We start from the raw sequence: 24,546 nt of genomic DNA, 5'->3' as shown, positions 1-24,546 counted from the left end.
ACTGTAGAAGAAGCTTCCGCCACAGAAACTGCAGCAGTGAAGGCTGCCCCAGCAGCACCTGTGTCTGCAGGCAGCGGTTCCGACGAGAAAATTGAAGCCCCCATCCAGGGTACCATCCTGTCCATGAAGGTTCAGGCAGGCTCTGTGGTGAAGAAGGGACAGATCCTGGCCATTCTGGAAGCCATGAAGCTGGAGAATGAGATCGTCTCCCCATTTGACGGAACGGTATCTTCTGTATCCGCAAAAGACGGACAAGTCGTGGATAGCGGTGCGCTGCTCCTGACCATCGCTACAAAGTAGGTGACAAGATGTTAGAAATACTAAAAGAATTCTTTGCCGCCAGCGGGATTATGGCACTGGATGGCAAAGCCCTTCTCATGATCGGCCTGTCGCTGTTTTTCCTGTACCTGGCCATTTATAAGAAATATGAACCTTATCTCCTCATCCCCATTGCCTTTGGTATGCTTCTGGTGAACCTGCCAAAGAACGGTCTCATGGAGACCGGCGGACTTCTGAAGCTCCTCTATATGGGTATTGAGTACGGTATTTATCCATCCCTGATTTTTCTAGGAGTTGGAGCGGCCACTGACTTTGGCCCCCTCATTGCAAACCCCAAGAGCATGCTCCTGGGTGCCGCTGCACAGCTTGGCATCTTCTTCGCTTTCCTGGGTGCGCTCCTTCTTGGATACACTGCCCTGGAAGCCGCTTCCATCGGTATCATTGGCGGCGCGGACGGCCCTACGGCCATCTATCTTACCAGCCAGCTGGCGGATCACATGCTGGGTCCCATCGCTCTGGCTGCCTACTCCTACATGGCTCTGGTGCCTGTGATTCAGCCGCCCATCATTAAGCTTCTGACCACCAAGGAAGAGCGTCAGATCAAAATGAAGCAGCTGAGACCGGTATCCAGACTGGAGAAGATCCTCTTCCCCATCGTGGTCACTGTGGTAGTGATCCTTCTGGTGCCCAGTGCAGCGCCTCTCATCGGTATGCTGATGTTCGGAAACCTCATCAAAGAAGTGGGCATTGTGCCAAACTTAGTGGAAGTGGCGAAAAATGCCATCATGTACACTGTGACCATCCTCATCGGACTCACCGTAGGCGCAAAAGCCGATGCGGAGACCCTTCTAAACCCCAAGACCCTGGGCATCATCGCCTTAGGACTCATTGCCTTCTCCATTGGCACCGCCGGTGGTGTCCTTTTTGGCAAGCTCATGTGCAAGGTGACCAAGGGACAGATCAATCCGATGATTGGTGCGGCTGGAGTATCTGCTGTGCCTATGGCTGCAAGAGTGGTCCAGAAGATGGGTCAGGAAGAGGACCCATCTAACTTCCTTCTCATGCATGCCATGGGACCCAATGTGGCTGGTGTCATCGGATCTGCCATTGCTGCAGGCGTGCTTCTCAATTTCTTTGGCTAGTCAGAAGGACCAAACATTCGGAGCGGTTTCTATTTTGGCTCCCATTGTTTGACTTTCATAAAAAACCTCACTCTATAAAACGGAGTGAGGTTTTTCTATTGACAAAAGCTTATACTGGTATTACTGTATATATGTGTACATAATGAGAGGGGGAGAAGCTTTGAGAATTATCATATCAAACCGGTCTACAGTACCGATTTATGAGCAGATTAAAATACAAATCATCGAAGCCATTCTTTCGGATGAGCTGAGAGAAGATACCCAGTTGCCGTCTATCCGACAGCTGGCGAAGGAGCTGAAAGTCAGCGTCATTACTACCACCAGAGCTTATAAGGATCTGGAGGAAGAAGGATATGTGGTAAACGTCCAGGGGAAGGGCTGCTATGTGCTGCCGAAGAATCAGGAGCTGGTCTACGAAAAGCTCATGGGAAATATGGAGGAGCTGATTTTTGAAGCTTTAGCGCTCAAAGAGAAGATGAATCTGGATGACAGGGAGTTTATGGAGATTATTCAAACATTACTGGAGGCGGAAAAGAATGAATAGTGCAATCAAAATAGAAAATCTGGAGAAAACTTATCCCTCCTTTGCATTGAAAGGTGTTTCATTTGAAGTGCCAAAGGGATATATCACAGGGTTTATTGGACCCAATGGAGCAGGAAAGACCACCACCATCAAATCCATTTTATCCTTTTTGAGACCTGATGGAGGAACCATGGAACTGCTGGGGGAAAAGGTGAAAGAAGTGGGAGCTGCCTTGGAAAAGGTAGGCGTTGTCATGGATACCCCTTATCTTGTGAAAGACTGGACCATTACGGATGTGGAGAAAGCAGTGATGCCCTTTTACAGCAGCTGGGATCATGAAAGATTCAGTAGTCTGCTGAACAGGTTTGGCATTGCCAGGTCTCTGAAAGTCCGGGAACTGTCTAGAGGCATGACGGTGAAGCTTTCTGTATCCATTGCCTTATCCCATGGAGCGGAGCTCCTTATTTTGGATGAGCCGACCAGTGGACTGGATCCAGTGGCAAGGGAAGAAATCTGTGAACTCCTGCAGGAGTTTGTGTCTGATGAAAATCATAGTGTGCTTTTTTCCACCCATATCACAAAGGATTTGGAATCCATTGCGGATTACATCGTCTTCATTCTTCAAGGAGAGATTCTTTACGCTGGCCCTAAAGAAGACCTGATGGATGCCTATGGACTTCTGAAAGGGGGGCTTTCCGATCTTACACTCCTTTCCCATGTCCATCTCATCGGACTGAAGAAAAACAGTGTGGGATTTGAAGCTCTTGTGAAGAAAGAGGAGACTGTGGATCTGCCGGAAGGAATTCTAGTAGAACCTGTTTCATTGGATGAACTCATCATCTATTTTCATCGGGGAGGTAGTAAATTATGATTCTTAAAGTAGCAGTGCTGGACTATAAAACCATAAAACCTTATCTGACACTGAAAAATCTATTCATTGTGCTGGGGGTCACATTTTTCCTTGCCTTTGTCAATAAGAACACCCTGATTCCACTGTCCATGGTCAGCGTTTTTGTCACCATCTATCTGAGCTATCCCTTTGCAGTGGGTGAGCAGAATGGCATAGATCCTCTTTATCGGATTCTTGGACTTACCAGAAAGGAAGTGGTTCTGGGGAGATATTTGTGGGCTTTTTCCATGAATCTCATAGGCATCCTTTTTGGAGTGCTCCTGTCGCTTCTTCTGTCTGTTCTATTGTCTCTGCCTTTTGACTTTAAAGAAGCAGGGGCTATGCTGCTGGGGCTCTTCTTCATTTTCAGCCTGATGCAGGCTTTTCAGTTCCCGCTCTTCTTCAAATTAGGATATATGAAAGCGAAGACCGTTTCTTATCTCCCTTTTATGCTCCTGGGTGGAGTCTTTGTGGTTCTGTCAGGTTTTCTTGACAAGATTCCCCTTTCTTTTCTTATGAATGCTGAGACTTTCTTCCGGGAGTCTTTCGGCCTCGTTCTTCTCCTTGCTTTTCTTGTTTGGAGTGTAGTCCAGGGCACTTCTCTCCTGTTCTCCTTAAAAGGCTACGAGAAGCGTTCCTTCTAATAGTTTCGTCATTGAACGCAAAGAAAAACCATGGTCTCCAGAAAAATGAGACCATGGTTTTTAGATTGCGCTATTAATTTGACTTCATTTTTTTATGTAATCCTTCAAAGAGAAGATGGATCCAGTCCTTAATCTCTTCTTCCTGATCTCTTGATAAGAGTTCTGAGTTCAGTGCTTCCAGAATACCAAGATAAATCAGATAGACACCTTTCACAATTTCATCTGGAGAAAGTGATGTGCTGAGGGTTCCGTTTCTTTGTTCCTCTCGGATGAGGGCACATTTTTCTTCGTAAAACAGGGTATTCATTTTTTCGTATCGTACATTGATATCATGAAGCTCCGGGATCTCTTTGATCCGGAAGAAAAAATTGTGTCCAAAGAGAGAGATGTGTTTGGAAAACTCAAAAATAATTCTTTCCATCTTGGTCTGGAAGTCATCCTTGGTGCTGAATATTTCATTGTGGATTTTCATCAGCTCACTCTCAAAATGATCGTAAGCCGATGTGTACAGCCCGAATTTATCCTGAAAGTAGTAATAGATGGGTCCGCGCGAAATGGAAAGACTGTCGGCTATATCCGAGATCTTTGTGGCTGCATATCCTTTTGCAGCGAAGATCTCGATGGCCTTTTTCTTGATTTCGTCCATAATTTCTTTATCAGTATTTGCATATATCATCGTTTGTTCCTCCCCTAGATGTTTCAACTCATACAGCGAAGAGCACTATAGTTTAAGAAAGGGCTTTTTGCTGGCTGAGGTTTCTCTATTTGTTCTTACCTGGTGCATCTTTGGCAGGGTTTTTACCGTTATTGTCAGATGGTAGTGTTCCAGGTGTTTCTGGTTTTTTATTCTCAGAAGGTTTGCCTTGATTCTCCGTGGAGTTTGGGTTTTCTTCCGGTTTCTTTCCTGAGTTTGAAGGTGTTTCCGGATTCTTCTGAGTGCCTGGTGTTTCAGTTTCGCCAGTAGAGTTTCCGCTGTTCCCAGGGGTCTCTGGATTTCCTGGCACAGCACCATTGTTTCCAGAAGTGTTTCCATTATTTCCAGGAGTTACAGGAGTTTCTGGTTTTACTGGCGTAGTGCCATTATTTCCAGTAGAGTTTCCGTTGTTTCCAGGTTTCTCTGGCGCAGTTCCATTGTTCTCAGGAGTTTCTCCAGAGGCTTCAGAGTTTTCTTTCTCCAATTTTGCCTGTTCCAGCTGATCTTTCAGATCTTCCATTTGTTCTTTCTTCTCTACTGCCTCTTTTAGAGCTTGTAGGGTTTCTTCTATGGCTTTTCCATCACCTGTTTTTCGGGCTTCCTGGTAAGCTTTTCTAGCCTCTTTCACCTCTTCGATAGAAGATTTAAAGAGAGCAAGCTGTTCTTTAAAGGCGTCTGTAATCTCTTCTGGAAAATCTTCCACAAGATCTTCTTCCTCTTCCAAGGTGCTTCGTTTCAGAAGTCTTTTCTGCTCTTTGTAAGCTTCCCGTCTTTCCGGGTCTTTAAAGAAATCTCCAAGCTTTTCATCCGGTCCGAGGTTGAACTCTTCCCGCAGTCTCATGAGGCCAAGGGCCTTTCCTTGGTTTTTCATCTCACTGAGATGCTCTTCAGATGCGGAGGTGAATATCACGCTGGTTTCAGAGAGGAAATCTCCTGCCAGTGACTGTTCTTCAAGTTTTGCAAAGATCTCTTCTGACAGTCTATCTCCGGATGTGAGGATTTCTGTGAGGATGATAAAGTCCTCTTCTTCGTCTTCCAGATTGAGCAGTCCTTCTTTTACAGCATCCCGTAGGATTTCCTCTATGGCTTCTTCCACAGGAAGATCCTTATATCGGTCAAGAGGAAGTAAAGAAGCATCCTCATTATAAGGCAATGCTTCATCTACGAGACCATCCTGGGAAATATCGAGGAGAATGCTGGGATTGACTTCCACAAGAAGTTTTGCCGCGTATACGCTCTTCTTCTCCAGCAGTGGAGAAGAAAGAAGAAGTACAGCCAGCGCGGCTGCTGCACCATAGCGCAGAAGATATGGAGCGGGCTTCTTTTTTCTTGTTGGTGTTTGGATGATATCTTCTTTGGTAAAATATATTCTCTGTCCTGGTTCCATGAGGGTTTTTGTATGGACTTTCAGGTATTCTGATTTGGTTTTCACGATAGAGTATTCACTGGTTACTTTCAGTACAATTCCTTCAAACATAAAATAATCACTCCTCTGTTATATAATACAGAGGAGTGATTATTTTTAGGGTACAATTCAAATCCATTTATAAAGAAGCGTCAGATTATTTTTCAGCACCACCAGAATACTGAGAATGTATTCCCGGCTGCCATAAAGGACTTTACGGGAAATCTGGTACTTTAAGGAAATTCTGGTCATGGGTAGTGTGTATTTTCTGAAAATCATATTCATAAGATCCTCATCTTCAGCCAGGACAAAAGCCAGCTGCCGAGCCTTCTCTTTGGTATCCCGGTGCTTGGGCACAAGTTCCACCAGATCTTCCAGCTGGAGGCCAAACCGTTCCAGATCCTTCACAAATACCTCAATCTCTTCCTTCAGGAGCAGATGGTCGAGAAGCTCTTCCTGAGAATCTGAGAAAGGAATTTCATCCACCGAAGGTTCCAAGGGCTTTTCTTTTTTTAGATGATTTAAAAGATCCCTATCTATGAGAAGCTTTGCGAAGGGAAGAAAGTGCCCTTTCTCCTCCTGAAAGCTTAAGATGGCTTTGTAGAAGCTTTGAAGGGCCACGGAATAAGCCTCATCATTCTCTACCTCAACATATCTGCCGATTCTCTGTGAAGCGGTGGAGAGAATGAAAGGAGTAAATTCCTTTATGAAGTCTTCCTGCTCTTTGGAAGTGCTTTTTTGAAGGGATACGACGCGCTGATCCAGTTCCATCTTCGTCGATTTCCAAGGCTGAAATTGAGCGGTTGCTATAAACACAGATGAAATAGAGGCTCAATAAAAAGACCTTGGGCTCCTTTCCATGTAGTCGCCGATATTTTTCCGGAAAAGTTCGCTAAGAAGGGATATTATGGAAAAACATTGGACTTACCTTAAGTATACAAAGAAAATAGCATATTATCTATGGGAAGTCAGAACTTCCTCAAGGATTATTCGCCAGTTCCTTTACTTTCATGAGCTGCTGGTGCACTTCATCATCCATGCCTCACACTTTTTTGTGTTTTGCGTACTATTTTAGTGGATAAAAAACTATACTATCAGACCTTCTCAAAAAAACCATATGTATGTTTCAGAGGATACGTCGGATCTTCTGAAAAAAGAGCTCTGGATACTGGAAGAAAAGGAAGGATGAGTTTACTATAGAAGGAGCTAGGGAAAAAGATACTCTGGATGGCAGGGGCCTTTTTATGGAATATTGATGAAGATACAGGAAAATCACAGAAAAAGGGTATGTAAAGACATTTTGACACAGGTATTTTGTAGGATTTCAAAGGATTTTGACAGCATAAATGAAGCAATGGAAGTATCCTGAAGACAGTCTTGAAAGAGAAGGGAGAATGAACATGAACATCAGTGAACAGATTCGAGTGAACCGGAAAAAGGTCAGCGCATCCCAGGAGGACCTGGCAGAGAGAGTCTATGTGTCCAGGCAGACCATTTCCAGCTGGGAGAACGGAAAGAGTTATCCGGATCTTCAGAGTCTACTACTACTGTCTGAGATTTTTTCCATCTCTTTGGATGAACTGATAAAAGGAGATGTGGAAGAAATGAAAGAAAAAATCAGCAGCGAGAAAATGAAATGGGGCAGCTATGCCATGGTCCTCTTTTTTGTGCTCATGGTATCCATGCTGCCTTTTGTAAAAAGGGTGAGTTCTTATTTTATGGTCCCCATGGTGATTTTTGCGCTGCTTATGATTGGCGCATCCATTCTGGTGGAAAAGGAGAAGAAGCTTTATCAGGTGGAGACCTATGGAGAAATCCTGGAATTCATGGAAGGAAGAAAAACAGAACCCATGGATCCTTACGAACGAAAGAAAAAGCTTAGGACGGGAATCGTGTATAAAATTCTTGGCGGTTTTCTTGTGGGCGGAGGCGCAGCAGCACTTTTGCTGTGGATTTTCTAGAAGAGGGTACCCTCTTCTTTTTTATTTTTTGAAAACGCTCTTTACAAAACATACCCCCCTATGGTATATTAAATATGCCTGGAGGGGGTATCCTTTTTGGCGTAAAAATGAAGAATTGAAATGATATAAATAAAGGGGAATGAAGAATGTTTTTTACAAAAATAAAATCTGTCACCACCGATGAGCTTCAAAGTGTACTGAAAGAGAAACCGGTGATTCTGGATGTAAGAGAGCCTCATGAATTCAAGAATGGGCATATTCCTGGAGCAAAAAATGTACCCTTGGGCACCATTGGCACCTATACAGGAAAAGGTCCAGTGTATGTGATCTGCGCTTCGGGTGGAAGAAGCACCCAGGCAACCAAGAAGCTCACCAAAATGGGCGTAGATGCAACCAATGTCAAAGGCGGCATGATGATGTGGAAAGGAGCTAGAAAGTAAAGATGAGAATTGTAATTGTAGGTGGCGTAGCGGGTGGAATGTCGGCAGCGACCAGACTGAGAAGACTGCAGGAAGATGCGGAAATCATCATCCTGGAAAAGGGTCCCTATGTTTCTTTTGCAAACTGCGGACTTCCCTATTTTGTATCGGGAGAGATCGTGAAACGAGAGAACCTTCTGGTGCAGACCCCAGACAGGCTGAAAGCCCGATTCAATCTGGATGTCCGGGTGAACTCGGAAGCGGTGGCCATCCATGGAGAGAAGAAGGAGATTCTTGTTCGGAATGAAGAGGGAGAGTATGCTCTGTCCTACGACAAACTGATTCTTTCTCCTGGTGCCAGACCTTTTGTACCAAACACGCCTGGTCTTAAAGAAGCGAAAAATGTGTTCACCATGAGAAATGTACCCGATGTGGATGCCGTGACAAGTTTCATCAAAGAAAACGATCCAAAGAAAGCGGTGGTCATCGGTGCTGGATTTATCGGTCTAGAAATGGCTGAAGCGCTGAAGCATAAGGGAATCCATGTTTCAGTGGTGGAAATGGCACCTCACGTGCTGCCTCCTTTTGATGAGGAAATGGCCATGTTCATTCAGAAAGAACTGAAGAAAAATGGCATTGATGTGTATACGGGCGTTGCTGCCAGCGGATTTTCAGAAGAAGGAAACATTGTGGAGCTGCAAAATGGTGTGAAGCTTGAGAGTGATCTCACCATCATGTCCGTGGGGGTTCTTCCAGAAAACGCACTAGCCCAGACGGCAGGCATTGCCCTGGGCATGCGCGGGGGCATCCTTGTGGATGAATCCTATGAGACCAGTGTGAAAGATGTCTATGCAGTGGGGGATGCCATCATCGTCAAGAACCAGATTCTTTCTGAAGACACCATGATTCCACTGGCAAACCCGGCCAACCGTCAGGGACGCCAAGTGGCGGATGTCATCAGCGGATATAGAAGAAAGAACCGTGGTTCCATCGGAACAGCCATTGTGCGAGTGTTCAATCTTTCGGGAGCATCCGTTGGCCTTAATGAAAGACAGCTGAAGATGGCAGGAAAGACCTATAAGGCAGTCCATGTCACAGCCAATGACCATGCAGGATATTTCCCAGGAGCCACCAGTATTTATCTGAAGCTTCTTTTCAGCCCCGAAGACGGCACCATTTATGGAGCTCAAGGTGTAGGAGAAAAGGGAGTAGACAAGAGAATTGACATCATTGCCACCGCCATCAAGGGACATCTCACTGTGGAGGATCTTATGGAGCTGGAATTCACTTATGCACCACCTTTTGGTTCTGCAAAAGATCCAGTGAACATGCTGGGGTATGCGGCCACCAATATTGTGGAAGGCTTCTCTGACAACATCCAGTGGCACGAGCTGGAAAAGAAGAGAGAAGAAGGGGCATTTCTTCTGGATGTCCGCGACGAGAGTGAAGTGAAAAGGTCTGGATCCATCGAAGGCTTTGTGAATATTCCTTTGAACAGCTTAAGAGACAGACTTTCCGAGATCCCAAAGGATCAGGACATTGTGATCAGCTGTGCCAGTGCCCAGAGAAGCTATATGGCGGAAAGACTGCTGAAGCAAAAAGGATACAAAGCGATGAATTTATCCGGCGCATTCAACATTTATAGTATGGTAAAAAGTGAGGAGATCAAGTAATATGTTTAATTCAGTCATGATGATGGAGTTTGAGCAGCTGTTGAGAAAAGGTAACCTGAACATTCTTGATGTGCGGGAGGACGATGAATTTGAGTCCGGTCACATTGAAGGTGCACAGCATATTCCGCTGGGAGAAATCCCGACGAGTCTAGAAAAGCTCGACAAGAGTAAAGAATACCATGTGGTCTGTTTCTCCGGATCAAGATCCGCCATGGCATCCAAGTACCTGGCTCAAAACGGGTTCAAGGTGGTCAATGTGATGGGAGGCATGTCCGCGTACAGGGGTGATGTGATTTTTGGAAGATAAGAAAAGCTATATCAACAGACTCTCCAGGCTGGAAGGTCAGATTTGGGGCATTTCCAAAATGCTGGAAGAAGACCGCAGCTGTCAGGATGTGGTGACTCAGCTTTCCGCTGTGAAGGCGGGCATTGATAAGGTCATGGCACTGATGGTGACAGAAAATCTCCTGACCTGTGTGGCGGAAGAAAATACCGAAGACCAGCGGGAGAAAGTGGAGCAGGCGCTGAAGCTGATTTTCAAAAGCAGATAAGAGAATGCACCAGATGGGCATATACCCCTCAGGTGCATTTTTTACTGCCCGTTTTACGATCTATTTGATATAATGAGAAGAGATTGAGCAGTCAAAAGGAGTTAAGTGAAGTGGTAGATAAGAAGAAAATGATCAATAGAATCAGCAGAGCAGAAGGACAGCTGCGTGGCATCACAAAAATGCTGGAAGAAGAGAGGGATTGTCGAGAAGTGGTCATTCAGCTGGCAGCTGTAAAGGCCAGCGTGGAGAAAGTCATCCATCTGATGGTGACGGAAAACCTCATGAACTGTGTCGTCAAGGATGGGGAAGAAGTAAGCAAAGAAAAGCTGGAAGAAGCGCTGGAACTGATTTTTCGGATCAAGTAGCTTTCGTGGAGAAATGGTATGAATAAGGTCTGGTCATTGCAGGATGTGAAAAAGCTCCTGGCTGAAACGGGCAAGAAAGAAGGGTTTCCCTGTGATGAGGTGCCCGTAGTCGTCAGCACAAAGATGGAGAAAACCATGGGTTCTTTTTATTTCAGAATGCGTGGTGGAAAGATGGAACCCCATTCGTTCCGATTTTCATCAAAGCTTCTGGATGGAACTTACAAAAAGGAGATTGTGGAGCAGGTGATTCTTCATGAGTTCGCCCATTATTATGTCAATATGCGGGATCAGGTGAACCATCATCATGATGCGGTGTTCAAGGAAGCCTGCCGCTCTCTTGGCATCAGTGACCACACGTATTTCAGGGAGTTTGTGGCACTGGTCCCCAAAAAGGGATATCTTCTTCTTTGTGCAAGCTGCGGAAAAACCATCGGCAGAAGGCGCAGGATTGATGCGGTGAGAAAGATTGTGAGAACGAAAGTATCCTCCTGCTGTCACGGAAAAATTAAAATTAGGGAAGCTGTATTCTAGAAACATTCAAAAAATGCTATAATTCCCTATGGTATACTATAGAAATAGATGATATTAAAACCAAAGAAATGAAAGGCTGGTGCAAACCCTATGTTAAAAGTAGATTTGAAGAAACTGGACGGATTTATGAGAAGCCACGAGATTGAGTACCTGGATCCTCTGGTGAAGGCTGCCCATACACTTTTGAGAGAAAAAAATGGTCCTGGAAATGATTTTTTAGGATGGGTGGATCTTCCCCTGAACTATGATAAGGAAGAGTTTGACCGCGTAAAAAAAGCAGCGGAGAAAATCCGGAAGGATTCTGATGTACTAGTGGTCATCGGCATCGGCGGATCTTACCTTGGTGCAAAAGCAGCCATAGAGATGATGAGCCATCATTTCTACAATGCTCTGCCCAAGGCCAAAAGAAAGGGGCCTGAAATCTATTTCCTGGGCCAGAATATCTCAGGAGACTATCTCAATGATCTTCTGGAAATGCTGGAAGGAAAAGATGTGTCTGTCAATGTCATCAGTAAATCGGGAACGACTACAGAACCTGCAGTGGCTTTCCGTGTGATGAAAGACTACCTGGAAAAGAAGTACGGAAAAGAAGAAGCAGCAAAAAGAATCTTTGCCACCACTGATAAAGCGAGAGGAGCTCTCAAGAGCCTTTCCAATGAAGAAGGCTATGAGACCTTTATTGTACCGGATGATGTGGGCGGAAGATTTACAGTGCTGACGCCAGTGGGACTTCTACCCATTGCAGTAGCGGGTATTGATATTGATGAAATGATGGAAGGCGCAAAGCTTGCCCATGGGGACTATCAGAAGGACTCTGTGAAAGAGAATGAATGCTATGCCTATGCTGCAGCAAGAACAGCGCTTTATAACCGGGGAAAAGACATTGAGATTCTCGTGAACTACGAGCCGCAGCTTACCTATTTCTCCGAATGGTGGAAGCAGCTCTTTGGCGAGAGCCATGGTAAGGACGGCAAAGGCATCTTCCCAGCTTCTGTGAACTTCTCTACGGATCTTCATTCCATGGGACAGTTCATTCAGGATGGAAAGAGAAACATCTTCGAGACCGTGATCAACGTGGAGGAAATGAACTCTAGCTTCACCATCGAGAAGAATGAGGACAATCTGGACGGACTGAACTTCCTGGCTGGAAAAACCATGGATGAAGTCAACAAGAACGCTTTCAAGGGAACTCTTCTGGCTCACATTGACGGTGGTGTGCCCAATATCGTTCTGACATTAAAGGACAAGAAGGAAAAGAGCTTTGGCTATATGGTCTACTTCTTTGAACTGGCCAATGCTGTTTCTGGTTACATGCTGGGCATCAATCCATTTGATCAGCCTGGGGTGGAAGACTACAAGAAGAACATGTTTGCTCTTCTTGGAAAGCCTGGATATGAAGAGCTGAAGAAAGAACTGGAAGAAAGACTGTAAGAGACGAAAGAACCTGGAAGAAAGGCCCGGAAGAATTTTCCGGGCCTTTCTTAAATCACAGGCATGGATTTTGCAGATTCGATACAGGAGGAAACGATATGGCAAAAGAGAGAATTGACAAAGTGCTGTCCAATATGGGCTATGGCAGCCGGAAAGAAATCAAAGAAAAAATCAAGAAGAACCTTGTGACCGTAGGAGGAGAACTGGTGAAGGATCCAGGGCTCAAGGTGGATCCCGAGGAAGAGGAGATCATCATAGAAGGAGAAGAGGTTTTTTATCGGAAATACATCTATCTTCTCATGAACAAGCCTCAAGGGGTGGTTTCAGCCACCTTTGACAATCATGACCAGACGGTGGTGGACCTTCTGCCCTTTGACTATAAATCTTTTGATCCTGCCCCGGTTGGAAGACTGGACAAAGATACGGTAGGGCTTCTTCTTCTCACCAATGACGGAGAACTGAACCATAAGCTTCTGTCTCCCAAAAATCATGTGGATAAGGTCTATTATGCCTATCTGAAAGAAGAGGCCAAGGAAGAAGACATCAAAGCCTTTGAAAAGGGCATTGTGCTGGGAGATGGCTATAAATGCATGCCAGCGGGTCTTTCTATAGGAGAAGAGGACAGACGGGAAGTGTATGTGACCCTTCGGGAAGGAAAATTCCATCAGGTGAAGAGAATGTGGCATGCCCGGGGAAATGAGGTGGAGTATCTTCAGAGAATCTCCTTTGGTTCTTTGACTCTTCCAGAAGATCTGGAGGAAGGGGAGTTCCGTGAACTCACCGAAGAAGAGCTCAGACTTCTTAGAAATGAAAATAGTTAATGGTTTACAGGTTGCGTTTCATAAAATGTAAAGGTTTCAAAATGCCATCCTCTGAAACTTCTGGAAAACCGTTGAAAATGAACAGTTTAAAGCATTATAATCATATCTGTAAGGACAAATAAAAAGATGAATAGCCCCTTTTTATTGACATGAGACCACCCCCCAATCGGTCTTATGAAAGCCTTTTACTCCCTCTGGTTCCCCCCAATTATCAGAGGGCAGCGATTTTGAGAGCCTAAACGCCTGTCGTTTAGGTTTTTTTGTGCTTCAAAATAGAACGTAAGTTCAAATTATATCTTCATAAGGCAACGGGTTCTGTGATATAATTATGAGTGATAGAAAAGGAGGGATTCCCCTTGGACTTAAAGAAACTTTTAAATGAAGAGCAATATGAGGCCACCACCACCGTAGAAGGACCGCTTCTCATTCTTGCCGGAGCAGGCTCCGGTAAGACCAGAGTGCTGACCCACCGTATTGCGTATATGATGAAAGAGATGAACATCAGGCCCTATGAAATTTTGGCCATCACCTTCACCAACAAAGCTGCAGGTGAGATGAAAGAGAGAGTGCGCTCTTTAGTGGGAGAAACCGCAGACAATATGTGGATTTCCACATTCCACTCCAGCTGCGCCAAAATTCTCCGAAGAGAAATCGAAGCATTAGGCTACAAAAAAGACTTCACCATCTATGACAGCTATGACCAGAAGTCCCTGATGAAGCAGGTGCTGAAGGAGCTTTCTGTGGATGAGAAAGATCTTACGGAGAAAGAAGTTATTTCTCATGTGTCCACTGCCAAGAACACCCTTTTGACCCCTCTGGATTTTAAAAAGAAATATGAGTACCATTTCCGTATGAACAAAGTGGCGGATGCCTATGTTCTTTACCAGAAAAAACTGAAGCAGAACAATGCTCTGGACTTTGATGACATCATCATGAAAACCGTGGAGATCTTCGAGAAGTTCCCGGAGATTCTGGAAAAGTACCAGAGAAAGTTCCGTTATGTGCTGGTGGATGAGTATCAGGATACGAACCATGCCCAGTACAGGCTCATCAATCTTCTCACCAAAGACCACCAGAACATCTGCGTGGTGGGAGATGATGACCAGAGTATTTATCAGTTCAGAGGTGCGGATATCCGAAACATTCTGGACTTTGAGATGGATTTTCCCGATGCCAAAGTGGTGAAGCTGGAAAAGAACTACCGCAGTATGGGAAATATTCTGGCGGCGGCAAACTCTGTCATCAAGAACAACCGGGACAGAAAAGAGAAGACGCTGAAAAAGACCAAGGATGAGGGCGGTAAAATCAAGATTTACCGGGCATACGACGACTTCGAGGAAGCTCGTTTTGTGGTCAAGGAGATGCAAAGGCTTTACCGGGATGGAAGAAATTATAAAGAAATGGCGGTGCTCTACAGGACCAATGCCCAGTCGAGAAAGTTTGAAGATATCCTCATGCAGGAAGCAGTGCCTTATAAACTCATCGGTGGACTGAAGTTCTATGACAGAAAGGAGATCAAGGATCTTCTGGCATACCTGCGTCTTGTGAACAATCCTTTTGATGAAGTGTCTTTACGAAGAATCATCAATGTGCCCAAAAGAAAAATTGGAAACACCACGGTGGAGAAGCTCCAGGAGAATGCGAACCGTCAGGAAGAGAGTCTATTTGACACCATCATGAATCTGGAGGAGTACCAACTGCTCGCCTCCGGAACCCAGGCTTCTGTGGTGAAGTTCAGAGAGATGATTCTGGACTTTAATGAAAAACAGCTGGAGCTGAAAGTGTCAGAGCTGGTCGAATACATCCTGAAAACCTCCGGGTATATGAAGGAACTGGAAACCTCCAAAAATCCAGAAGATGAATCCAGAGTGGAAAATCTGGAGGAGTTCCTCAATGTGGTGCTGGAGTATGAAATGAAGACTGAAGAGCCATCTCTTCAGGAATTCCTGGAATCCGTGATGCTGGTGTCCGATGTGGACCAGTATAATGAAGCCGATGACAGCGTGACTCTTATGACGCTTCACAGTGCCAAAGGTCTTGAGTTTCCGGTGGTCTTCATGGTGGGGCTTGAGAATGGACTGTTCCCAAGTGCCGGCTGCCTCACAGACCCGAATGAGATGGAAGAGGCGAGAAGACTTGCTTATGTGGGGATCACACGTGCCATGGAAGAGCTCTATATGACCTATGCGGAGAATCGCATGGTCTTTGGCCGTATGGTTTCCTATCCGGTGTCTGATTTTATTCTGGATATTCCATCGAACATCAAAGAACATCTCAACGAAGAGAAGAAAGTGCATCACCGGGATGTGAATCCCCATACCATCAAGTATAAAGACAAAAATATGAAGTATGTGGACTATAATGTGGAAAAAGCCCTGGAGGATGCGAAGAAGATTCTGGATTTCCCGGATAAGAAGGTCCTCGATAAGGAAGATGTGGTACCGGGCGCCAAGGTGAAACATCCGAAGTTCGGTGTGGGCACCGTGGTGGCCACAGCAGACGCCAAGGGAGACCTGAAGGTGACCATCGCTTTTGACAACCAGGGGGTCAAGAACCTGATGCTGTCCATGGCTCCTCTGGAGCTTGCATAAAGAAAAAGGAAGAAAAGGAGTAAAGGGAAGAGGACCTGGTGTCTTTCTTTCCTTTTTGGAAGTGATTGTATGGAAGATCTGAGAAGAGAGATTGAGTCTCTGGTGGAGAAGCTCAATGTCTATGCCAAAGAATACTATACACTGGATGCGCCAAGCATTTCAGACAAAGAATATGATGCCCTGTATGACCGGCTGGTGGCTCTGGAGAAGGAAACAGGATACCAGCTTCCCTATTCTCCCACCCAGAGGGTCGGAGATGAGGTGCTCTCGGCCATGCCCAAACACAGGCATCTGGCGAAGCTCTGGAGCCTTGATAAGGCCCAGAGTCTTGTGGAGCTTTTACAGTGGCATGAGAGAAATCTTTCCTTTGTGGAAGAGTACAATAAAGACCATGAGAACAAACTGCCGCCGGTGAAGTATATTGTCACCCGGAAGTTTGACGGTCTCACGGTGAACCTTACCTATAATCAGGAAGGAATTCTTGAAACAGCAGCCACCAGAGGAAACGGAGCGCTTGGTGAAGAAGTCACCGCTCAGGTGAAGACCATCTATTCAGTACCTCTACGAATTGCTTCCCAAGATGTGCTGGAAATCCATGGTGAAGCCATGATGACCAAAGAAGCTCTCCGTGCTTACAATGAAAAAGCGGAAGTTCCACTGAAAAATACGAGAAACGGTGCTGCTGGAGCTTTGAGGAATCTCAACCTCGAAGAGACCAGAAGAAGAAGCCTCACAGCTTTTTTCTATGACATCGGGTATAAAGAGGGGAAACCCTTTGAGACTTATCGAGAAATGATTGCATTTATTGAGGAGATGGGATTTCACACAGACGGCTACTTTAAAGAAGCGGATGATTTTGTCACGGTGGAATCCTATGTCAAGGAGATTGAGGAGGAGCGCTCCTCCCTGAACTTCGACATTGATGGGGTGGTCATTGCCATCGATGACATGCGGACGAGAGATCTTCTTGGATATACCATCAAGTTCCCCCGCTGGGCCATTGCCTATAAGTTCGAAGCGGAAGAAGCAGTGACAAAGCTTCTGTCTGTGGAATGGAACGTGGGCAGAAGCGGCCGGGTGAATCCTACGGCGGTGCTGGAGCCTGTGGAGCTTTCCGGTGTCACTGTGAAAAGAGCCACCCTGAACAACATGGATGATATTGCTCGAAAAGGGGTGTATCTTGGAGCCAATGTACTGGTAAGAAGAAGTAATGATGTGATTCCCGAAATCATGGGTGTTGTAGACGAAGAAGACGAGACCATGCGGGAAGAAATCCTTCCGCCCACACACTGTCCGTCCTGCGGCACACCTCTGATTCTGGATGGTGCTCATTATTTCTGCGAAAACACCTTGTCCTGCAAACCTCAGCTCATCAAGAGCATAGTGCATTTCTCCGGAAGAGACGCCATGAACATTGAAGGCCTCAGCGAGAAGACCGTGGAGCAGCTTTTTGAGAAGCTGGATCTGAAAGAGCTTTCAAGGCTCTATACTTTGACCAAAGAAGACCTCTTAAGTCTGGACAAGGTGAAGGATAAAAAGGCGGAGAATCTTCTCAGTGCCATTGAAGCTTCCAGAGAAAGACCTCTTCATGCCTTCCTGTATTCTTTAGGCATTCCCAATGTGGGCATCTCCACCGCCAGGGATCTGGAAGCAAAATTCAGAACCTTGGATGAAGTGATGAAGGCATCGAAAGAAGAGCTTCTGCAGGTGCCAGATGTGGGTGAGATTGTTGCGGAAAGTATTCTTAATTTCTTTCAATCAGAAGAAATCCGGGAAGAAATTGGAAAACTGCTGCAGTATGTCACTTTGCAGTATGAGGAGAACATGGTGACGGAGAGTCCTTTTACAGGAAGAACCGTGGTTCTTACGGGAACTCTGACGCAGTTCACCAGAAAAGATGCAGAAGAGAGGCTCTTAAGCCTTGGTGCTAAAGTCACCTCATCTGTGTCGAAGAAGACAGATTATGTGATCTATGGGGAAGAAGCGGGTTCCAAGCTGACCAAGGCATTGGGCCTTGGGGTGAAAACCCTGACAGAAGCGGAATTTCTCGAAATGAGCGGTGAAAACCATGGATAAGAATCAGAAGAAAAGAATGAAGTTTGAGTGGATTCTGGGTGGACTCGGCTGGTTCATGCTCATTGTGATCCTCCTTCTTCTGGTGTTTACCGTACTGAACCTCAACCGGATCATTTCCTGGCCTGTATTTGATACGTATCTCCCTCTCAGTTTGTCCATTTTCCTTGGACTTTTTGTTTGGGGCATCCGGTTCTATCTCAATTCCAGGAAATATCCCAGCTATTTGAGATACAGCGCTTTTGCTTTTGTATTTGCCTTGATTCAGTTAATTTTTCTCCTTGCAGGTGTATATTAAGTCATCTTATGCTAAAATAATAGAAGGTTTTTTGGGGAAGTTATGACAGCAGGTTGTAACTTCCTCATGATTATGGAAAGAAATTTATGGAGGTGCTCTATGTCAGTATCCAAAAAAGACGTGGATTATATCAAAGAGCTGGCAAGACTTCGAGTCAGTGAAGAGGAAGCAGAGGGACTTGTGAAAGATCTCAACAGCATCCTGAAATATGTGGACCAGCTCAATGAAGTAGATACCGATGCAGTGGAGATGCTGGTGAATCCCCTGTATATTGAAAATGTTTATCGGGAAGATGTGGTGGAAAGCTCCCTCACTTCAGAAGATTTTCTAATGAATGCGCCGGAACGGGTGGAAGACTACCTGAAAGTGCCCAGCGTCATTGATCGGGAGGAAGCGTAGATGGAATTATACAGCCTGAAAGCCCATGAGCTCAAAGAGCTTCTGAAAAAGGGCGAAGTGAACAGTGAAGAAATCGTAAAAAGCCATCTGGACAGAGTGGATCAGGTGGAGGATAAAGTCGGTGCATTTCTTTATGTGGACCGGGAGGAAAGCGTAAAGAGTGCCAGAGCCTTTGATGAAAATGGCAACAAAGATGCCCTTCTTGGCGGAATCCCAGTGGGCATCAAAGACAATATCTCCGTCAAGGGGATGCAGAATACCTGTGCATCAAAGTTTTTGGAAGGGTACATTGCCCCTTATGATGCGACGGTGACCACCAAGCTGAAAGAAGAAGGTGCGGTGATCCTTGGAAAGCTCAACATGGACGAATTTGCCATGGGCTCTTCCACAGAGTACAGCGCATATAAGCTCACAAGAAATCCCCATGACCTGGAAAGAGTTCCAGGGGGGTCCTCAGGCGGGTCTGCAGCTTCTGTGGCGGCCATGGAAGTGCCTCTTTCATTAGGTACAGATACAGGTGGTTCTGTAAGACAGCCTGCATCTTTCTGCGGGATTCTGGGCCTGAAGCCTACCTATGGCAATATTTCAAGATATGGCGTCACCGCCTTCGGATCCACCCTGGATCAGGTGGGCACTTTTGCACGGGATGTGATGGATCTGGCGCTTCTCACTACAGCTGTGAGCGGCCATGACACCATGGATTTCACAACAAACAAACGAGAAACCGTCAATCTTTATGAAGGTCTCAATAAAGACATTAGAGGAAAGAGAATTGCCATCGCCAAGGATTTCCTTGGAGAAGGCCTGGATGAGAAAGTCCGTAAAAACCTCATGGAGACCATCGAAGTGCTGAAGGATCTGGGGGCTACTGTAGATTTTATTGATCTTAACCTGGCACACTATTCCTTAGCTGTGTACTATATCGTATCCTCAGCAGAAGCTTCCTCAAATCTCGCAAGGTTTGACGGAGTCCGCTTTGGAAAGAGAGCAGAAGACCTTCTGGATGTCATGGACCTTTACGCAAAATCCAGAAGTGAAGGTTTTGGTCCAGAAGTGAAAAGAAGAATCATGCTGGGGACCTATGTGCTGTCCGCCGGATACTATGATGCCTATTATGCCAAGGCGCTGAAAGTGCGAAAGCTCATTCAGGAGGAGTACAGCAGCATCTTCAAGAACTATGATGCGATCATTTCTCCAACAACGCCTACTCCGGCCTTCAAGATTGGAGACAATAAAGAGGACATCCTTCAGATGTATCTCAATGACATCTACACAGTGCCTGTGAACATCGCCGGCATACCTGCCCTTTCCATGCCTTCAGGTCATGTGAACGGACTGCCGCTGGGCCTTCAGATTATGGGAGACTATTTTAAGGAACAGGAAATCCTGAACATCGCCTATGCGGTGGAACAGGCGCTGTCTCTTACTTTGTCCCCAAAATCCCTTTAGGAGGTGCCTCATGAAGCATTATGAAGCAGTCATCGGACTGGAAGTCCACGTAGAATTATCCACAAAAACCAAAGCTTTCTGCGGTTGTACCACAGAGTACGGCGGAAAGCCCAATTCCCATGTTTGCCCAGTCTGTCTGGGGCTTCCTGGCGCACTACCAAGAATCAACCTGGAAGTGGTCAACAAAGCCATCAAAACAGGACTGGCGCTGAACTGCAGCATCAACAGGATGAACCGTTTTGACCGGAAGAACTATTTTTATCCCGATGCGCCTAAAAACTATCAGATCACACAGAATGATTTCCCCATCTGCTATGAGGGATATATTGACGTGGAAACCGAAGAAAGCGGTAAAAAGAGAATCGGCATCGAGAGAATCCATATGGAAGAGGATGCAGGAAAGCAGCTCCATTCTAAAAACGGCACATTGGTGGATTTTAACCGTTCCGGTGTTCCACTGATTGAAATTGTCTCAAAGCCTGATTTAAGAACCCCAGAAGAGGCGACACAGTACCTGACAAAGCTGCGGTCCATCCTCTTCTCCCTAGGTGTTTCAGACGTGAAGATGGAAGAAGGATCCCTGCGCTGCGATGGAAACATCTCCATCCGTGAAAAAGGCGCCGAAGCCTTAGGGGTGAAATCAGAAATCAAGAACATGAACTCCTTTAAAGCTCTGGAGAAAGCCCTCCGTTATGAGTTTGACCGTCAGGTGAGAGCTCTGGAGGAAGGGGAAACCTTAAGAGTGGAGACTAGAAGATGGGATGAGGCGGAAGAGAAAACTGTGGTCATGCGTTCCAAAGAGATGGCCAATGACTACCGCTACTTCCCAGAAGGTGACCTGGTCACCTTAAAGATCAGTGAGGAATGGATTGAAGGCATCAGAGCCAGCATCAAAGAGCTGCCTCATGAAAAGGAAGAGCGATTCGTGGCAGAGTATGGCATTCCGAAGTATGATGCCATGGTTCTGACTCTGGAGGAGAGCCTGGCGGACTTCTTTGATGAGACCGCAAAGATCTCCAAAGATCCCAAGGGGGCATCCAACTGGCTCATGGGAGATATCTCAAGACTCATGAACGAAAAGGATATCCTGGCGAAGGACCTTCCTTTCAGCCCGCAGGATCTCAGCGATCTTCTCCTGCTTATTAAAGAAGGAACCATTTCCACAGCCATCGCTAAAAAAGTGGTGGAGCTCATGATGAATGAAGGAAAAAATCCTAAGGTCCTCGTGGAGGAACATGGCCTCATTCAGAACAGTGATGAGGGCTATATTCTTGACGAAGTGAAGAAAGTTCTGGATGCCCATCCCAATGTGGTGGAAGACTACAGAAACGGCAAGACCAAGATTATGGGCTTTGCTGTGGGTCAGACCATGAAGGCCACCAAAGGAAAGGCAAATCCGGCCATCATCAACAAACTGGTGCAAGAAGAGCTGGACAGAAGAATACAGTAAATGAGAAGCAGCCTGGGGAAGCCCAGGCTCTTTGACGTGTTATGATTCTTTTCTCTTTCTTTCTCTCTGTGATAAAATGAAAAGAGATTTGTAAAACTATGGAAAGTTTGGTGGATATAGATGAACACTGGAAAACTCAATTGGGATGTGCTGAAGAAGCTCCTTCATGAGAATCAGGGAGCAATCCGTAAGGAAGTGGAGAAAGGTGGAAGCGTTGGGGAAGACTGCGCTGTGGTTTCCCTGGAAGCGGGAAGGCTCATTCTCTCCACAGATCCTGTTACGGCGGCTTCAGAGAATATCGGGCAGATTGCCTACCATATCAATATCAATGACATTGCCACCACCGGAGCGAAACCTCTGGGGATTATGGTGACCATTCTTGCACCACCCAGCGCTGAAATCACCGACATTGAAACCGTCATGAGAGAAATCTCTTCGGAGGCCAGGAAGCATCAGGTGATGATTCTTGGGGGCCATACGGAAGTGACGGACGCTGTGAACCGTATGGTGGTTTCGGTCACTGCCCTGGGCACCATGAGCTCTTCAGAGAAAGTCACCTGGACCAGTGGAGCGAAAGCGGGAGACAAGATCCTTGTGACCAAAACCTTAGGACTGGAAGGCTCATCTATACTGGTATCTGATTTCAAGAAGCAGTCATTGGAGATTCTTTCAGAGGAGGAATATCAGGAGGCTAGAAGCTACGGACACGCTTTATCCGTACTGCCGGAGGGAAGCCTCATGGGAAAAGCCGCCTCTTCCATGCATGATATTACAGAAGGAGGAGTTCTGGGCGCCCTATGGGAAGTGAAGGAAGCATCGGGCAAAGGCTTTCGGGTGTTTGAGGAGCTCCTGCCTGTAACAGAGGTCACGAAGAAGCTTTGTGCTCATTTTTCCTTGGATCCCTTGAGGCTTATTTCCTCCGGAAGCATGCTGATCACCGTGGAAGATGAGAAGGAAGCACTGAGGCTTCTTGAACAGGAAGGAATTAAAGCGACAGTCATCGGAGAAATCACTGAAGAAGGGGCTTCTCTTGTGTCCGGCAGTATAGAGCACCAAGTGGAGGCACCTCTTCGGGATGAGATCTATAAGATGTATGATGAATAATTTTGATAGGAGAATGATAAATGAGATTTGATGGAAGAAAGAGTGACGAAACAAGACAGATCAAGATGACCCGTGGATTCACGAAACATGCTCAAGGGTCTGTGCTTATAGAAATGGGAGATACCAAAGTGCTCTGCACCGCCATGGTGGAAGAGAAAGTACCCATGTTTCTGAAAGGCTCAGGAAAAGGATGGGTCACAGCGGAGTATGCCATGCTCCCAAGCTCCACCCAAACTAGAAAAAACAGAGACATCGCAAAGCTTCGCTTGGATGGCAGAAGCACAGAAATCCAGAGGCTCATTGGGCGTTCACTGCGCTCTGTGATGAATCTGGAAGCATTAGGAGAAAGAACTGTCTGGATCGATTGTGACGTGATCCAAGCAGATGGCGGCACCAGATGCGCCTCCATCACAGGTGCTTTTGTGGCCCTGGTGGACGCACTGAATGCCATCGACAAGGAGACGCCTTTTGAGACCTACCCTTTGCAGGGAATGGTTTCTGCCGTCAGTGTAGGCATCCATGAGGATGGGGCGATACTGGACCTCAACTATGTGGAAGATTCCAGCTGCATGGTGGATATGAATGTCATCATGAATCATAAAGGAGAATACATCGAGCTGCAGGGGACAGGAGAAGAACGTCCTTTCACAGCCAAAGAGCTCACAGCGCTTCTGACGCTTGGAGAAAAAGGAAACAAGGATCTCCAGAACTTTGTGAAAGAGACCCTTGGCAGCGATTTAGGGAGGATAGAATTTTGAAGACACTGATCATTGCAAGCAATAATGCACATAAAATTGAGGAAATCAAAGATATATTGAAGGAGTTTCCACTGAGGATCATCAGCCAGAGTGAAGCTGGAATCAACATGGATGTGGTGGAGGATAAAGAGACCTTTTTGGGCAACGCCCACAAAAAGGCTTTTGAGCTCTACGAGGCACTCAGTGAAGAGGAAAAGGCGGAGTCATTTGTGCTGTCTGATGACTCAGGTCTGGCGGTGGATTATCTCGATGGGGCGCCAGGGGTCTATTCTGCGCGGTATGCGGGAGAAGGTCATAATGACGCAGACAACAATGAAAAGCTGCTCAGAGAGCTCTCCTCTGTGAAGGAAGAAGCCAGAACCGCACAATTTGTTTCTGCCATTGTGTTTTTAGGAAATGAGGTGGACATCCGGGTAGAAGGATACGCCAAAGGAAGGATCCTTCAGAAGCTGACAGGAAGCGGCGGATTTGGTTATGATCCTCTGTTTTATTCCTTTGATCTTGATAAAACCTTCGGAGAGGCCACCTCAGAGGAAAAGAACGCGGTATCCCACCGGGCCAATGCCCTCATGAAACTGAAGGAGGAGCTGAGAAAGATTGAAGATCGCTTTGGTGTCTGATACCCACCATATCCTGTCTTCTGTGGAAAAAGCCTGCAGAATCATCGAGAAGGAGAAACCGGATCTCATCATCCATCTGGGGGATGTGATGGACGATGCTGAGGTTATGGAGGCCATTCTGGAGAGAGAAGTGAGAAGGGTTCCGGGAAACTGCGATTACAGTATTCATGAACCCCAGGAGCTTCTCGTAAAGACAGAGCACCTGACGCTTCTTGCCGTCCACGGGCACGCTCAAGGGGTGAAAAGCACATTAGGACTTCTTGCCCGTCATACCAAAGAAAGAGGCGCACAGGTGGCTTTTTACGGCCATACGCACATTGCGGATGAGAGTGTGGTGGATGGGGTGACTCTTCTTAATCCCGGCAGCGCAGCTCTGCCTAAAAGGGGGCAGAAGCCCAGCCTTGCCATGGTGACGGTGGGGACATCGGTTTCGTTCAGGCTTATTCATCTGTAAAATAAGAGTTTAAATTGGGGGA

27 protein-coding genes are annotated in these 24,546 nt (G+C 46.2%); 24 read left to right on the top strand and 3 right to left on the bottom strand.

The window, feature by feature from the left end:
* From T487_RS0112650 to T487_RS0112630, 5 genes are all read left to right on the top strand, one after another.
* Window positions 1-300, top strand: a 300-nt coding sequence (locus T487_RS0112650; RefSeq protein WP_031577490.1) for an acyl-CoA carboxylase biotin carboxyl carrier protein subunit, incomplete at its 5' end; no start/stop codon positions are given.
* A gap of 8 nt (window positions 301-308) precedes the next feature.
* Window positions 309-1,421 (top strand): sodium ion-translocating decarboxylase subunit beta, encoded by a 1,113-nt coding sequence (locus T487_RS0112645; protein ID WP_031577489.1) that lies wholly within the window; start codon window positions 309-311, stop codon window positions 1,419-1,421.
* Between the two features lie 160 nt (window positions 1,422-1,581).
* A complete protein-coding gene (locus T487_RS0112640) occupies window positions 1,582-1,965 on the top strand; it encodes a GntR family transcriptional regulator (RefSeq protein ID WP_031577488.1) in 384 nt (127 codons plus the stop codon).
* On the top strand, window positions 1,958-2,815 hold the full coding sequence (locus T487_RS0112635; protein WP_031577487.1) for an ABC transporter ATP-binding protein: 858 nt from the start codon (window positions 1,958-1,960) through the stop codon (window positions 2,813-2,815). The genes T487_RS0112640 and T487_RS0112635 overlap by 8 nt, the downstream gene beginning before the upstream one ends.
* Window positions 2,812-3,477, top strand: a complete 666-nt coding sequence (locus T487_RS0112630) for an ABC-2 transporter permease (protein ID WP_031577486.1) — start codon at window positions 2,812-2,814, stop codon at window positions 3,475-3,477. Before T487_RS0112635 ends, T487_RS0112630 begins: the two co-directional genes overlap by 4 nt.
* 73 nt (window positions 3,478-3,550) lie before the next feature.
* Here T487_RS0112630 and T487_RS0112625 read toward each other — a convergent pair whose 3' ends face one another.
* The 3 genes from T487_RS0112625 to T487_RS0112615 all read right to left on the bottom strand — a co-directional run bounded on the left by T487_RS0112625 (window position 3,551) and on the right by T487_RS0112615 (window position 6,347).
* A complete protein-coding gene (locus T487_RS0112625; protein ID WP_031577485.1) occupies window positions 3,551-4,153 on the bottom strand; it encodes a TetR/AcrR family transcriptional regulator in 603 nt (200 codons plus the stop codon).
* An 85-nt stretch (window positions 4,154-4,238) separates the two neighbouring features.
* Complete coding sequence (locus T487_RS0112620; protein WP_031577483.1) at window positions 4,239-5,648, bottom strand: anti-sigma-I factor RsgI family protein; 1,410 nt, start codon at window positions 5,646-5,648, stop codon at window positions 4,239-4,241.
* Window positions 5,649-5,705: 57 nt separating this feature from the next.
* Entirely contained in the window at window positions 5,706-6,347 is a 642-nt protein-coding gene (locus T487_RS0112615; protein WP_031577482.1) for a hypothetical protein, read from the bottom strand.
* A gap of 629 nt (window positions 6,348-6,976) precedes the next feature.
* On the opposite strand from T487_RS0112615, the gene T487_RS0112610 reads away from it, so the two are divergent.
* The 19 genes from T487_RS0112610 to T487_RS0112515 all read left to right on the top strand — a co-directional run bounded on the left by T487_RS0112610 (window position 6,977) and on the right by T487_RS0112515 (window position 24,524).
* Window positions 6,977-7,537, top strand: coding sequence for a helix-turn-helix domain-containing protein (locus T487_RS0112610; protein ID WP_031577481.1), 561 nt, complete (start codon window positions 6,977-6,979; stop codon window positions 7,535-7,537).
* Between the two features lie 146 nt (window positions 7,538-7,683).
* Window positions 7,684-7,977, top strand: a complete 294-nt coding sequence (locus T487_RS0112605; protein ID WP_031577480.1) for a rhodanese-like domain-containing protein — start codon at window positions 7,684-7,686, stop codon at window positions 7,975-7,977.
* A gap of 2 nt (window positions 7,978-7,979) precedes the next feature.
* Window positions 7,980-9,629 (top strand): FAD-dependent oxidoreductase, encoded by a 1,650-nt coding sequence (locus tag T487_RS0112600; protein ID WP_031577479.1) that lies wholly within the window; start codon window positions 7,980-7,982, stop codon window positions 9,627-9,629.
* Between the two features lies 1 nt (window position 9,630).
* Window positions 9,631-9,936 carry a rhodanese-like domain-containing protein gene (locus T487_RS0112595; protein WP_031577478.1) on the top strand — a complete coding sequence of 102 codons (306 nt, stop codon included), beginning with the start codon at window positions 9,631-9,633 and terminating at the stop codon, window positions 9,934-9,936.
* A complete protein-coding gene (locus T487_RS0112590; RefSeq protein WP_031577477.1) occupies window positions 9,926-10,180 on the top strand; it encodes a metal-sensitive transcriptional regulator in 255 nt (84 codons plus the stop codon). Before T487_RS0112595 ends, T487_RS0112590 begins: the two co-directional genes overlap by 11 nt.
* A gap of 110 nt (window positions 10,181-10,290) precedes the next feature.
* Window positions 10,291-10,545, top strand: coding sequence for a metal-sensing transcriptional repressor (locus tag T487_RS0112585; protein WP_207638318.1), 255 nt, complete (start codon window positions 10,291-10,293; stop codon window positions 10,543-10,545).
* An 18-nt stretch (window positions 10,546-10,563) separates the two neighbouring features.
* A complete protein-coding gene (locus T487_RS0112580) occupies window positions 10,564-11,076 on the top strand; it encodes a SprT-like domain-containing protein (protein ID WP_031577475.1) in 513 nt (170 codons plus the stop codon).
* A gap of 90 nt (window positions 11,077-11,166) precedes the next feature.
* Complete coding sequence (locus T487_RS0112575; RefSeq protein WP_031577474.1) at window positions 11,167-12,507, top strand: glucose-6-phosphate isomerase; 1,341 nt, start codon at window positions 11,167-11,169, stop codon at window positions 12,505-12,507.
* A gap of 98 nt (window positions 12,508-12,605) precedes the next feature.
* Window positions 12,606-13,328, top strand: coding sequence for a pseudouridine synthase (locus T487_RS0112570; RefSeq protein WP_031577473.1), 723 nt, complete (start codon window positions 12,606-12,608; stop codon window positions 13,326-13,328).
* 356 nt (window positions 13,329-13,684) lie between these two features.
* Window positions 13,685-15,919 carry a DNA helicase PcrA gene (pcrA, locus tag T487_RS0112565; RefSeq protein ID WP_031577472.1) on the top strand — a complete coding sequence of 745 codons (2,235 nt, stop codon included), beginning with the start codon at window positions 13,685-13,687 and terminating at the stop codon, window positions 15,917-15,919.
* Between the two features lie 69 nt (window positions 15,920-15,988).
* Entirely contained in the window at window positions 15,989-17,995 is a 2,007-nt protein-coding gene (gene ligA / locus T487_RS0112555) for an NAD-dependent DNA ligase LigA (RefSeq protein WP_031577471.1), read from the top strand.
* On the top strand, window positions 17,988-18,290 hold the full coding sequence (locus T487_RS0112550; RefSeq protein WP_031577470.1) for a hypothetical protein: 303 nt from the start codon (window positions 17,988-17,990) through the stop codon (window positions 18,288-18,290). Before ligA ends, T487_RS0112550 begins: the two co-directional genes overlap by 8 nt.
* A gap of 99 nt (window positions 18,291-18,389) precedes the next feature.
* On the top strand, window positions 18,390-18,689 hold the full coding sequence (gene gatC / locus T487_RS0112545; protein ID WP_031577468.1) for an Asp-tRNA(Asn)/Glu-tRNA(Gln) amidotransferase subunit GatC: 300 nt from the start codon (window positions 18,390-18,392) through the stop codon (window positions 18,687-18,689).
* Entirely contained in the window at window positions 18,690-20,138 is a 1,449-nt protein-coding gene (gene gatA / locus T487_RS0112540; protein ID WP_031577467.1) for an Asp-tRNA(Asn)/Glu-tRNA(Gln) amidotransferase subunit GatA, read from the top strand.
* A gap of 10 nt (window positions 20,139-20,148) precedes the next feature.
* Window positions 20,149-21,588, top strand: a complete 1,440-nt coding sequence (gene gatB, locus T487_RS0112535) for an Asp-tRNA(Asn)/Glu-tRNA(Gln) amidotransferase subunit GatB (RefSeq protein WP_031577466.1) — start codon at window positions 20,149-20,151, stop codon at window positions 21,586-21,588.
* Between the two features lie 120 nt (window positions 21,589-21,708).
* The gene (locus T487_RS0112530; protein WP_031577465.1) at window positions 21,709-22,692 is read left to right on the top strand and encodes an AIR synthase family protein; all 984 of its coding nucleotides are present in this window, start codon (window positions 21,709-21,711) and stop codon (window positions 22,690-22,692) included.
* A gap of 20 nt (window positions 22,693-22,712) precedes the next feature.
* Window positions 22,713-23,450 (top strand): ribonuclease PH, encoded by a 738-nt coding sequence (gene rph, locus T487_RS0112525; protein ID WP_031577464.1) that lies wholly within the window; start codon window positions 22,713-22,715, stop codon window positions 23,448-23,450.
* Window positions 23,447-24,070, top strand: coding sequence for an RdgB/HAM1 family non-canonical purine NTP pyrophosphatase (rdgB, locus tag T487_RS0112520; protein ID WP_031577463.1), 624 nt, complete (start codon window positions 23,447-23,449; stop codon window positions 24,068-24,070). The genes rph and rdgB overlap by 4 nt, the downstream gene beginning before the upstream one ends.
* Window positions 24,048-24,524 (top strand): metallophosphoesterase family protein, encoded by a 477-nt coding sequence (locus T487_RS0112515; RefSeq protein ID WP_051651715.1) that lies wholly within the window; start codon window positions 24,048-24,050, stop codon window positions 24,522-24,524. Before rdgB ends, T487_RS0112515 begins: the two co-directional genes overlap by 23 nt.
* The last annotated feature ends 22 nt before the right edge of the window (window positions 24,525-24,546 follow it).

It is taken from the genome of Proteiniclasticum ruminis DSM 24773, assembly GCF_000701905.1.
Lineage (GTDB): Bacteria > Bacillota > Clostridia > Clostridiales > Clostridiaceae > Proteiniclasticum > Proteiniclasticum ruminis.
This window is presented reverse-complemented; position numbering and strand designations above follow the sequence as displayed.

Coding starts and splice junctions, on each gene's coding strand:
- T487_RS0112645 (WP_031577489.1), top strand. CDS start 309: ATGTTAGAAATACTAAAAGAATTCTTTGCCGCCAGCGGGATTATGGCA.
- T487_RS0112635 (WP_031577487.1), top strand. CDS start 1,958: ATGAATAGTGCAATCAAAATAGAAAATCTGGAGAAAACTTATCCCTCC.
- T487_RS0112630 (WP_031577486.1), top strand. CDS start 2,812: ATGATTCTTAAAGTAGCAGTGCTGGACTATAAAACCATAAAACCTTAT.
- T487_RS0112625 (WP_031577485.1), bottom strand. CDS start 4,153: ATGATATATGCAAATACTGATAAAGAAATTATGGACGAAATCAAGAAA.
- T487_RS0112620 (WP_031577483.1), bottom strand. CDS start 5,648: ATGTTTGAAGGAATTGTACTGAAAGTAACCAGTGAATACTCTATCGTG.
- T487_RS0112615 (WP_031577482.1), bottom strand. CDS start 6,347: ATGGAACTGGATCAGCGCGTCGTATCCCTTCAAAAAAGCACTTCCAAA.
- T487_RS0112610 (WP_031577481.1), top strand. CDS start 6,977: ATGAACATCAGTGAACAGATTCGAGTGAACCGGAAAAAGGTCAGCGCA.
- T487_RS0112605 (WP_031577480.1), top strand. CDS start 7,684: ATGTTTTTTACAAAAATAAAATCTGTCACCACCGATGAGCTTCAAAGT.
- T487_RS0112600 (WP_031577479.1), top strand. CDS start 7,980: ATGAGAATTGTAATTGTAGGTGGCGTAGCGGGTGGAATGTCGGCAGCG.
- T487_RS0112595 (WP_031577478.1), top strand. CDS start 9,631: ATGTTTAATTCAGTCATGATGATGGAGTTTGAGCAGCTGTTGAGAAAA.
- T487_RS0112580 (WP_031577475.1), top strand. CDS start 10,564: ATGAATAAGGTCTGGTCATTGCAGGATGTGAAAAAGCTCCTGGCTGAA.
- T487_RS0112575 (WP_031577474.1), top strand. CDS start 11,167: ATGTTAAAAGTAGATTTGAAGAAACTGGACGGATTTATGAGAAGCCAC.
- T487_RS0112570 (WP_031577473.1), top strand. CDS start 12,606: ATGGCAAAAGAGAGAATTGACAAAGTGCTGTCCAATATGGGCTATGGC.
- ligA (WP_031577471.1), top strand. CDS start 15,989: ATGGAAGATCTGAGAAGAGAGATTGAGTCTCTGGTGGAGAAGCTCAAT.
- T487_RS0112550 (WP_031577470.1), top strand. CDS start 17,988: ATGGATAAGAATCAGAAGAAAAGAATGAAGTTTGAGTGGATTCTGGGT.
- gatC (WP_031577468.1), top strand. CDS start 18,390: ATGTCAGTATCCAAAAAAGACGTGGATTATATCAAAGAGCTGGCAAGA.
- gatA (WP_031577467.1), top strand. CDS start 18,690: ATGGAATTATACAGCCTGAAAGCCCATGAGCTCAAAGAGCTTCTGAAA.
- gatB (WP_031577466.1), top strand. CDS start 20,149: ATGAAGCATTATGAAGCAGTCATCGGACTGGAAGTCCACGTAGAATTA.
- T487_RS0112530 (WP_031577465.1), top strand. CDS start 21,709: ATGAACACTGGAAAACTCAATTGGGATGTGCTGAAGAAGCTCCTTCAT.
- rph (WP_031577464.1), top strand. CDS start 22,713: ATGAGATTTGATGGAAGAAAGAGTGACGAAACAAGACAGATCAAGATG.